The organism is Kitasatospora sp. SC0581 (assembly GCF_048159585.1).
Lineage (GTDB): Bacteria > Actinomycetota > Actinomycetes > Streptomycetales > Streptomycetaceae > Kitasatospora.
Genome location: NZ_JBLRWA010000260.1, coordinates 1 through 350, shown reverse-complemented (window position 1 = coordinate 350; position 350 = coordinate 1). Strand labels below are relative to the sequence as shown.

The following is a 350-nucleotide window of genomic DNA, read 5'->3' as shown; positions in this document are numbered from 1 at the left end:
CGGCCGGCTCGCCTCGTACGTCCGGGACAACCGCATCGCCCTGGAGGTCTGCCCGACCTCCAACCTCCAGACGGGCGCCGCGAAGGACTACGCCTCGCACCCGATCGACGAGCTGCGCCGCCTCGGCTTCCGCACCGGGGCACCGGCCCGGCGGGCGACCTCCATCCAGACGCCGGAGAGCAGGATCGGCAGACCCCGGCGGCGCCGGAGCACCTCGTGGAGGAGGGAGGACTCCAGGCGCTGGTAGTCGGCGGGCACGCCCTCGAAGCCCTCGCGGCCGCCGAGCAGTCCGGCGAGGGCGGTGGCCCAGTCGCCGACGATCCGGGTGGCGTACGGGACGAGCCCGGCGA

General features: G+C 75.4%; 2 pseudogenes. One reads left to right on the top strand and one right to left on the bottom strand.

Annotated elements, in window-relative coordinates:
* Nucleotides 1–133: pseudogene (locus ACLWS4_RS38030) on the top strand (adenosine deaminase); the annotation flags it as partial.
* Here ACLWS4_RS38030 and ACLWS4_RS38025 read toward each other — a convergent pair.
* Nucleotides 133–350 (bottom strand): annotated as a pseudogene (locus tag ACLWS4_RS38025) (transglutaminase family protein); the annotation flags it as partial. The pseudogenes ACLWS4_RS38030 and ACLWS4_RS38025 overlap by 1 nt on opposite strands.